Origin of the sequence: Brasilonema sp. UFV-L1 (assembly GCF_012912105.1) — a bacterium.
GTDB lineage: Bacteria > Cyanobacteriota > Cyanobacteriia > Cyanobacteriales > Nostocaceae > Brasilonema.
In genome coordinates this window covers 1-8,033 of sequence record NZ_QMEA01000218.1, presented here as the reverse complement: position 1 = coordinate 8,033, position 8,033 = coordinate 1, and the positions used below count along the sequence as shown (strand labels likewise).

Sequence of the window (8,033 nt, the reverse complement as noted above, 5' to 3'; positions counted from 1 at the left end):
TTTGAGGTCAATGCTCAATTTACAACACTTTGAAGCTTAACTGAACCGTATTGGGATTTATGTAGCTTGTCTTAGCGCATACAACAACGGCAAATTACATGGGCGCTGGATTGACTGCGACCAAGACGCAGACGACATTTGGGTAGAAATTAATGAAATGCTCTCAAATTCCCCAGAACCAGATACCGAAGAGTGGGCGATACATGATTTTGAAAACTGGCAGGAAATAAAAATTGATGAGCATGAATCAATCGAGCGCATTGCAGAGTTAGCCGAGTTATTGCAAGAACATGGAAAAGCCTTTGCACTTTACTGTGAATACTACGGCAATGATTCCACAGCTTCTGACTTCCAGGAACATTACTTAGGCAAATACAAAGACGAAGAAGACTTTGTTTATGAAATGTGGGAGCAAGATGGAAGGCTTAAGAAGTTGGAAGAGTTAGGTATTCCTGCTTTTTACATTGACTGGAAAGCGATCGCTCGTGACTGGTTTATCGATTCTTACTTTTCAGTCGAAGTCGGCTATGAAGAAACCCACGTTTTTAGTCGCCATTAAATAGCATCATATGTCCCCCAACATACGGGGAACCCATAACACACCTGACTTTTCAAATCAAGCTGTCGCATCCCCGCCAAGAGACAGCGGCAGCTCATCCGTCAACAACTAGGTATCAAATGTATAACCGTATTGCAGATATAGACCGAGAAATTGCTGAACTGCACGAGCAGCGAGATTGCTTAATTCTCTACTGGTTTGAGCAGGGTGAAGCTGACCACAGCTTTAATCTACCGCCTCAGTACTTAGATAACGAGTGGTATATGAGTGGGTATGAGGACAGACAGTATCAGTTAGAAATCGGCTTCAACCCAGAAACCCCAAGCTTTGACCACTTCTAAAACCAGTAGCACCCCAGCCATAGCAGCTGGGGATAAACCAAAATGGCACGTCATAAATTTTTTGAATCTACACCTAAAAACACTGGCTTAGTCATTCCTGAAATGGCGGTTTTCTGTCGCAACGACTGTAAGGAAGGGAAATGGATGATTGGTGAAACTGATTACGGCTCTAGGCTTGAGTTTCTGATTGTCCACTTCTCGCGCCGTGTCAGTGAGTATATGGACGGACGCATCGCCCAAGGGCAAATTTGGTTTACGCCCATCGCTGGAGAAGTGCCAATGGGAATTGTGTACTATACATTAATCAAAAACAGCCGCAGTGGTCGCAGCGGTTCACTGAAAAACTTCGGTTGTCAAGTAGCTATTGCACAGTCCCAAGGCTACGACCCCCGCGAGTTGGTGTGGATGCCCAAGTTTATTAAGAAGTCAGGCGCAATTGAAGACGAAAACGGGGTAATGCAGAATGCCAGCTGGTACGTAATTGATTGGGCGTGGCGCGAGTGCAAGCCAGAGGAAGAGAAAACCCTCAACAACACCGTAGCCATAATCCAAAACCCAGACCAAATGGAACTGCTATTTGATATGGATTTAGAGGCAACCTCTATCTGCGTTGATGGCATGAACCAGAAGGAAATTTTGGCACTGCTTAACCAAACTAGTCGGATAGCTTTACCAGCCGCTGTTGATAACGACTAATTTTTAATTATGTGTGGGGTGCGCTCACTGCACCCCTTTTTCCCCCAGAACTATCACCTTTGCAACACAATCATGCTAATAAGCAGTCCAAGCACTCACGACAGCATACAACTAAGGGCAACTACCGCTTAGAATTAAATAGCAATACTATGCAAAGCTGTAGCATGAATGCGCTAGAAAAATTACTAAATGAAAAAAAATGGAACATTTCTGACCTTGCCAGAGAGTATGGAAAGCAGGAATCTCCGGGCATTTCAGATGATGAAGCTATCAGAAAGTACGGTTCACTCATGCGTAAGGTGCTAAAAGACCCGGAAGACACCAAGCACAGAATTGTAAAGAGAGTGATAGAGATTTTGGGTGGTGAGTTGGTGGTGAGGGTGAAGCGGGTTGAGGAACTGACACTGTGAGTTTCCCCCAGAACTACTGAACCAATTTCAGCGGCTCGTGTCTCGCCAGTATCAGAAAAAGTCCATTGGTATAAAACTTTCCCTCTCCTTTATAAGGAGAGGGATGCCCGACAGGGCAGGGTGAGGTTCCGATTGCTGAATGCAGCAAACAGATAACGAGCTATTGCACCAAAATCGAACGTATCAAAATACTCATAACCTCACCTGTGTTACCAGTTGGTACAAGAGGACTCCAATCACCAATAGAGGCGTATTTGAGTTGGTGCAGAACGCGAATTGTGCTCTTTACAGCTTTGGGAGAACCAACCAGTGTATGTTTAATAGGTTCTCTTTCTGGGGATGCTTGAGAGTTAGTTTGATTGGGGATGGGTGTATTTGGGTTGTCGGCACTGGACAAAAAACCTTGAGTTACCGATTGTAAGGAATAATTTGCACCATCTTTCGGTACCACCGCGCTTGCTTGCAAGTCATATGCGAGCGCTTGCACTTGTGTCATCATTATATTTGTCTCCCAATATGGGGGTTTACAAAGCGATCGCTTTTCCGGTTGGCGTTGGGAGCGATCGCTTTTAACTTTTGAGTATATCAACTTGGGGGGAACATGGGAATATGGGAATATGGGAATATTGATTCTATTCCCCCTATGCCATGCCAGAATGATGAGATGGCAAAACCCGAAGATACAGTCAAACTGGTAATTGGCAAAGAGTTAAAAATCCGCTTCAAGTCGCTGTGTGTGCAGTCAGAAACGGATATGAGCAGTGTTGCCAAAGAATTAATCGCTGCTTGGTGCGAGGAGCAGGAGAAAAAGCTTTCTCAAGAAAAAAAACATTCTTGAGCTTTATCCCCCAGAACTGATACCAAGTCACAATTCCCCGGTAGCACCTGTCCGCAGCGTGCCCTCTGGGCATACGAAACGTAGACAACAGACCTCTGTTGTGTTGTAGCGATTTGTTAGCTCTAGCATGATATCCGTGCTACCATGCTATGTATGATAGTATCATTCAAAGATAAAGGAACTGAAGACATTTTTGATGGCATTGATTCAAAAGACGCACGAAAACAGTGCCCTCAAACCCTTTGGAAAGTCGCTCAAAGGAAATTAGATCAACTGAATGCTGCACATACTTTGAATGACATGAAAGTTCCACCAGGTAATAGATTAGAAGCACTTCAAGGTGAAAGAGTTGGTCAGCATAGCATTCGGATTAATGACCAATATCGCATCTGCTTTGTATGGACACAAGAGGGTTCAGAAGAAGTTGAAATAGTAGACTATCACTAAGCCCATAAGAAGATATATATAAAGATATGAGAATTCCTACCAAACGACCGCCCACACATCCCGGCGAAATATTACTTAAAGATTTTCTTGAGCCACTTGGGTTGTCACAAAGTGACCTTGCAAATGCAATTCATGTTTCTTATCAACGAATCAATGAGCTTGTGAATGAAAAGCGTGGTATTACCTTAAGTACCGCTTTACGATTATCAAAGTTTTTTGGGAATAGCCCACAGTTTTGGTTGAATCTTCAACAGAATTGGGACATGTACCATGTCTTTCAGGAAGAAGAAGAGGAACTGAACACTATTGTGCAGTTCAATAGTTAACGATGATGAGGCGATCGCTCCCTTCAGTTCTGGGGGAAATTAACAAGCAGAAATTACGCATACGTGATTTTATCCCTCAGTATAGGCTCGCGCCCACTTTCCCCCAGAACCAAGGCTGCGGCAATCGCCCCCAAGAGTTCTGGGGGAAATTAACAAGCAGAAATATTGATTTTGCTATGTACTCTAATATAAGCTTCAAAATGGAATGGCACTAAGAAAAGCCAAAACACTTGTAGTTTAAGCGGTTTGCAACTGCTTGCGTAACTCATGCCGGGGTTTGGTCATCAAAGGGTAAGCTTTTGGGCGACGTTTGCGAACTCGGGGTTCGTTTCTACCGGGGCGATTGCTGACAGCCTTGTGGGCAATAACTTTAAGTAAAGTGCAATAAATTTGAAGACGTTTTTTAGAAGCAGTGGCTAACAATTCGGGAATAAAGTTATTTAAATGATGGCGAGTTCCTTGTAAAGACAAGCACAACGGAGGAGTAGCGTAAGTAGTACCTGCCGACCACATCAAACTACGAAGTAGATTATAAGCTAACAAATAAACATAAATTTCTTTGCGTACCATTGAGGGGGTTTTACATCGTAAAATATCCATGCCCAAGGTAGTTTTTAGATGCCTTAAATCTAATTCAACATCCCAACGTTTACCGTAAAGACCAACAATTTCCAGAGTAGAGTAGGTTGTTGTATCTAATAGAGTAGTGATTAAACTGACTCGTTGAGTGCGAAAACCAGGAATAAAAATATAGTAGTAAATTTCTCGCACAGTTATGGTTGAAGGCAGAGCATCAAATTCATCTAGGCTCAGTCCTTTGGGGCAGATTTTAGGTTTGTACCAAGTAACTAATTTGTCACAATCTCCAACAACTTTACCTTTTCGCATTGATGTTATTCGGGCTTGATGTTTACGGAAGACTGCATCACAATTAAGTTTTTTAATGGCGACTAGATCAGCGTAAGCGCAAAAAGCTCTATCTCCTAAAAGGATATCTAAGGGATTAAGAAACTGATAGAGTAAACGCGTGCAAGTTTGATATCATGAGTATTTAGAACATCAATAACTAAAGCAACAGCCGCACCAGTTACTAAACTAAATATCACACCTATTTTGGCAATAGGAAATCCACATCCAGCTTTTTGAGTCTTAGGTTGAGGGTATGCTTTCTGGTTCTCTACAGTATCAGGCATGGAAACAGTTGAACCGTCTATTACCAAGACATTTCGACCACACCATAGATGTTCTGTAGTCACTGTCTCTGATAATCTTTGTGCAGCTTGACTAAAAAGTTTTTCTAGTAAATTTTCTGGCAATCTTAACCGTGCTTGGCAGTAAGCACTCGTATCAGTTGAAGGAATTTCTACTCCTTCTCCTACCAAATAAGCAATGACTTTACTCACTGCATTGTGGCAAGTTTTATCAGTATCTAAAACCTGAGATAAAAACGCCCACAACGTTACTATTGGATCAAATAACCGCTTCTTATATTTAATTTTTAGCTCGGATAGGGCTTGCTCAATTGCCGAGGATGGTAATAATTCTTTAAAAGGTAATCCTAGACTTTGGTTAAATTTATCCTTGAGGATTGTCACACGATTTGTCACAGTAGTAGTTATGCTATTGGCTTACTTGTATCAAAGAAAGTATTTCATGAACGAGTAAGCTTTTTCTACATACAAAAATTTTTGGGTAACCTTACCTTATCTCTACAGTGCGCGATCGCCTGACCCATACGATTACTCCTCAATAAGTACTACAAGCTGTAGCCCTTATTCCACATAGATTAGAGCTTTTCTTAGTGCCATTCGCTTCAAAATGTTCAACAACTAAAGTTTGATTGCGGAAGAATAACGATAGGATATTTGTGTCAATCAATGCTGCTTTCATCACTTCTTCTCGCTAAAAATGCTTGCTGGCGACGTGTCATGACTTCTTCGTTAAAATCAGCAAACATTTCATCAGACATATCCTCCCAGCAACCAGCAAACTGCATCGTCTGCTCAATTGTAGCTTGAGATGCTTCTACACCTAAACGAAAATCATGAATAAAGTTATATAATTCTTCTAGTTTTTCTTCTGGAATAAGACTGATTTCTGTAAGAAGTTTTGTGCGTAGATTTGATGAATTCATATTAGAAATTACTGTTTAGTAACTGGCTGATAAATAAATTATATAGAAATCCTCCAAAGATTTTTGAAACACACGTAGGGTGGGCTACACTACTCAAGATTTTTCATACGACTAACGCACCTAGAGCAGTTCTGGGGGATAAGGCTACTGTGGTGTACACCGAAGCGCTCAAAACCTCACCCTCGCTTTAGGGTGCGCTAAAATCTTTCCCTCTCCTTTATAAGGAGAGGGATGCCCGACAGGGCAGGGTGAGGTAAAACCAACGTGGCATAAACCTTTGAACCTTAAATTCACACCCTAGTGTTCCACTCCCTCGCTTGAATCGGTGCTAAAATATTTCCCTCTCCTTAATAAGGAGAGGGATGCCCGATAGGGCAGGGTGAGGTTCCGATTGCTGAGTGCAGCAAAGAGATAACAAGCTATTGCACCAAAATCGAACGTATCAAAATACTCATAACCTCACCTGTGTTACCAGTTGGTACAAGAGGACTCCAATCACCAATAGAGGCGTATTTGAGTTGGTGCAGAACGCGAATTGTGCTCTTTACAGCTTTGGGAGAACCAACCAGTGTATGTTTAATAGGTTCTCTTTCTGGGGATGCTTGAGAGTTAGTTTGATTGGGGATGGGTGTATTTGCGTTGTCAGCACTGGACAAAAAGCCTTGAGTTACCGATTGTAAGGAATAATTTGCACCATCAAATTGCACCACCGCGCTTGCTTGCCCTTGCACGTACTGTTCCAACTCCAATTGAGCGATTGCTTGCAAGTCATTGAAGAGCGCTTGTACTTGTGTCATCATTTATTTTATTTGTCTCCCAATATGGGGGTTTACTACGACAAGGCGATCGCACTATTTGGTTAAAAGAGCGTTAAGCAAAGCTCTGCCGTAGGCGATCGCTCTTTGTTTGTCATCACAATAGTATGATTTTTTCACTACATAATCAATACCATTATCACTACACTTGTCATTACCATCAGACATTGCTAGTTTGGGGTTAACAACATCAGACAATATTGCAGCACAGGAAAGTATGGCAAGGCGAGAAAGGACTTTTATTCAAGTTCAAATAGACCCAGCAATGAAAACTAGGTTTACCAATAAGCTTGAACAAGAGGGCAAGAAAATTACCGATGTTCTTTTGAAGTGGATTGAGGACTACGTTAACGAAGCCCAAAACGTTGACGTAATGGATCTAAAACACAGAGTAGAGGCTCTAGAGCGTTTAATACAAGAAAGGAATTCAGTATTAGTGGGGGAATCACGCGCCTGAGAGAGGAAAACAAATCTCTCAGGCAGACTCACAACCAGTTACTAGAACTACTCGGTAAAGAAAGACCCGCCATCGACGACTCGGCGGGTTAACTGTTTTAAAGGGAGCTTGCTTGTATTGAATAATTAGTGATAATATCAATACAAGCTACAGTAGCAAGTTTAACAAATGAACGCAGACGAGCCAACAAATGAACACCAAGCAGAAAATCATTGAGCAGATGGAAGAAGTACCAGAAGAGGTACTAACAGAAGTATTAGACTTCCTCCTGTTTCTCAAAACGAAAGAAGACTTTGCCGATGTAGAAGAAGATGCTCGTGCAGCATTAGAAGAAGCGGATCTAGTAGGTACAACATCTAGTGAATAACTTTAAGAGGGAATTGGGATTGTGACTTACCAAACGAACAGGAGCTATTGCAATGAGTAGTGAACTTACTAATCTGTTTGATGTTAAACCCAGTAAAGGGTACTTGGTCTTTCATCCGGAATATGGAAAAATAACCAAAAACGCGGTTGTTGCTGCAATCATAGGCGGATATCATTACGACTATCTGGGCAAGCAAAAACTATCTTCGTTTACAGTTGACGGTATTTACCACTACTTAGGAGGTTGTGCAGCTCTCGTCACGGTTAAAAGGATACTTAAAGAGCTTACCTCTTCTGGATGGCTCAATCAATCAAAACTATCTTCAAAAGAAGCCAAAGAGTTAGTCTGTCAAAAACAACCTCAATGCTTTGTACTGGGGGCATTAGTGTGCGAATGGTGCAAAGCAAGAACTTTAATACTGGATACGCACCACTACCCGATTCCTAAATCAGAGGGTGGAGAAAAAACCGTTAAGATTTGCCCCAATTGCCATCAAGAGTTTCATCAGCTTGTAAGAACTACAAGCTACCATCCCTCAGAAAATCTAATCCGCTTCTTTAAGGAGTTAGCAATATGAGTAAACTCCTGATTTCCGGACGGCATCTGCTCTACTCGGAGAGCGATTTTTTTCAGGGGAGATGGG

The 8,033-nt window shown here is 42.0% G+C and carries 15 protein-coding genes; 10 read left to right on the top strand and 5 right to left on the bottom strand.

The features are described 5' to 3' along the window. Positions 1-40 precede the first annotated feature (40 nt). From DP117_RS32665 to DP117_RS32650, 4 genes are all read left to right on the top strand, one after another. Positions 41-559, top strand: coding sequence for an antirestriction protein ArdA (locus tag DP117_RS32665; RefSeq protein WP_169222320.1), 519 nt, complete (start codon positions 41-43; stop codon positions 557-559). A 119-nt stretch (positions 560-678) separates the two neighbouring features. Then, on the top strand, positions 679-900 hold the full coding sequence (locus tag DP117_RS32660; protein ID WP_169222316.1) for a hypothetical protein: 222 nt from the start codon (positions 679-681) through the stop codon (positions 898-900). Between the two features lie 42 nt (positions 901-942). Continuing rightward, complete coding sequence (locus tag DP117_RS32655; protein WP_169222315.1) at positions 943-1,596, top strand: hypothetical protein; 654 nt, start codon at positions 943-945, stop codon at positions 1,594-1,596. Positions 1,597-1,760: 164 nt separating this feature from the next. Next, complete coding sequence (locus DP117_RS32650; protein ID WP_169222314.1) at positions 1,761-2,006, top strand: hypothetical protein; 246 nt, start codon at positions 1,761-1,763, stop codon at positions 2,004-2,006. Between the two features lie 160 nt (positions 2,007-2,166). On the opposite strand, the gene DP117_RS32645 is transcribed toward DP117_RS32650, so the two are convergent. After that, entirely contained in the window at positions 2,167-2,373 is a 207-nt protein-coding gene (locus DP117_RS32645) for a hypothetical protein (RefSeq protein WP_339381123.1), read from the bottom strand. 234 nt (positions 2,374-2,607) lie between these two features. Here DP117_RS32645 and DP117_RS32640 point away from each other — a divergent pair, with 234 nt between their 5' ends. From DP117_RS32640 to DP117_RS32630, 3 genes are all read left to right on the top strand, one after another. Further along, the gene (locus tag DP117_RS32640) at positions 2,608-2,844 is read left to right on the top strand and encodes a plasmid partition protein ParG (RefSeq protein ID WP_169222313.1); all 237 of its coding nucleotides are present in this window, start codon (positions 2,608-2,610) and stop codon (positions 2,842-2,844) included. Positions 2,845-2,997: 153 nt separating this feature from the next. Next, positions 2,998-3,291: a type II toxin-antitoxin system RelE/ParE family toxin gene (locus tag DP117_RS32635; RefSeq protein WP_169222312.1), complete on the top strand. Its 294-nt coding sequence runs from the start codon at positions 2,998-3,000 to the stop codon at positions 3,289-3,291. A gap of 26 nt (positions 3,292-3,317) precedes the next feature. Further along, positions 3,318-3,617, top strand: coding sequence for a HigA family addiction module antitoxin (locus tag DP117_RS32630; protein WP_169222311.1), 300 nt, complete (start codon positions 3,318-3,320; stop codon positions 3,615-3,617). A gap of 237 nt (positions 3,618-3,854) precedes the next feature. Here the strand turns inward: DP117_RS32630 and DP117_RS35755 are convergent, their stop codons facing one another. From DP117_RS35755 to DP117_RS32615, 4 genes are all read right to left on the bottom strand, one after another. Next, positions 3,855-4,562: a transposase gene (locus DP117_RS35755; protein WP_339381124.1), complete on the bottom strand. Its 708-nt coding sequence runs from the start codon at positions 4,560-4,562 to the stop codon at positions 3,855-3,857. A gap of 50 nt (positions 4,563-4,612) precedes the next feature. After that, on the bottom strand, positions 4,613-5,224 hold the full coding sequence (locus DP117_RS35750) for a transposase domain-containing protein (RefSeq protein WP_211176485.1): 612 nt from the start codon (positions 5,222-5,224) through the stop codon (positions 4,613-4,615). Positions 5,225-5,487: 263 nt separating this feature from the next. Beyond that, positions 5,488-5,751 (bottom strand): hypothetical protein, encoded by a 264-nt coding sequence (locus tag DP117_RS32620; protein ID WP_169222310.1) that lies wholly within the window; start codon positions 5,749-5,751, stop codon positions 5,488-5,490. A 419-nt stretch (positions 5,752-6,170) separates the two neighbouring features. Then, positions 6,171-6,377 (bottom strand): hypothetical protein, encoded by a 207-nt coding sequence (locus DP117_RS32615; RefSeq protein ID WP_339381123.1) that lies wholly within the window; start codon positions 6,375-6,377, stop codon positions 6,171-6,173. A 337-nt stretch (positions 6,378-6,714) separates the two neighbouring features. Between DP117_RS32615 and DP117_RS32610 the strand changes: the two genes are divergently transcribed. From DP117_RS32610 to DP117_RS32600, 3 genes are all read left to right on the top strand, one after another. Then, positions 6,715-7,023, top strand: a complete 309-nt coding sequence (locus DP117_RS32610) for a hypothetical protein (protein WP_248277945.1) — start codon at positions 6,715-6,717, stop codon at positions 7,021-7,023. A 190-nt stretch (positions 7,024-7,213) separates the two neighbouring features. Continuing rightward, positions 7,214-7,390, top strand: a complete 177-nt coding sequence (locus DP117_RS32605; protein WP_169222309.1) for a DUF2281 domain-containing protein — start codon at positions 7,214-7,216, stop codon at positions 7,388-7,390. A gap of 52 nt (positions 7,391-7,442) precedes the next feature. Further along, complete coding sequence (locus tag DP117_RS32600; RefSeq protein ID WP_169222308.1) at positions 7,443-7,967, top strand: hypothetical protein; 525 nt, start codon at positions 7,443-7,445, stop codon at positions 7,965-7,967. The last annotated feature ends 66 nt before the right edge of the window (positions 7,968-8,033 follow it).